At 54.3% G+C, this 716-nt stretch carries 1 protein-coding gene; it reads left to right on the top strand.

Going from position 1 to position 716, the window contains the following annotated elements; all coding sequences use genetic code 11:
* Positions 1–716: methyl-accepting chemotaxis protein (locus tag J5224_RS32735; RefSeq protein ID WP_264629088.1), on the top strand; the 716-nt coding region annotated here is incomplete at both ends.

Raw genomic sequence — 716 nt, 5'->3', positions numbered from 1 at the left:
GGTCCACTCAGGACATCAAAACGCTCGATAACATCACGACCACGATAAACAGCTACAAGCAGCAGCGCCAAAACTATCTGGATGCCGTTACCACCAAAGATAAGGTCAGAAAAAGCTGGAGCCTGGACGGCACCGATCAGGCGATGAGCAAGCTTGACGATCAACTGCGCGCGACGGGCGATAGCCAATCACAGCAACTGCTGCTGGCCGATTTTAAAACCAAGCTAATGACAGTGCGTTTCCATCTGAACAATTTACTGCTGGAACGCACCAAGGCAGCAGAAGAAACGCTGACCGACGCCATCAATGACGCACAAACGGCATTGACCTTCCTGAGTCAGAGCCTTTCCGTCGAGCAACGGGAAACACTGGATCCGGTTCTGAGCACCATGAACCATTATGAGGAGCAGGTGCTCTCTTACATGCCGGCTTACCAGAAGGAGATGGAGAGCGTCACGCAGATGAACGACATCGCCGTAGCGCTAAGCGATCGCATCACCGAACTGCTTAACGCACAGTTGCAGCAAACCGACCACAATGTACGTGCCTCAGAAATCCAGTTGACCGTCACGGCCTTGATCACCCTGCTGGCTGGCCTGCTGATCGCCTGGTTTATTTCGCGACAAATCACCGCGCCGCTCACCCATACGCTCACCATCGCCGAACGCATTGCCACGGGGGATCTGACCATGAACATGTCGTCCTCGCGCCGTGAC

Source organism: Candidatus Symbiopectobacterium sp. NZEC135 (assembly GCF_025962695.1).
Note: the sequence above shows the minus strand (reverse complement) of the source record. Positions and strands in the feature narration are given on the sequence as shown.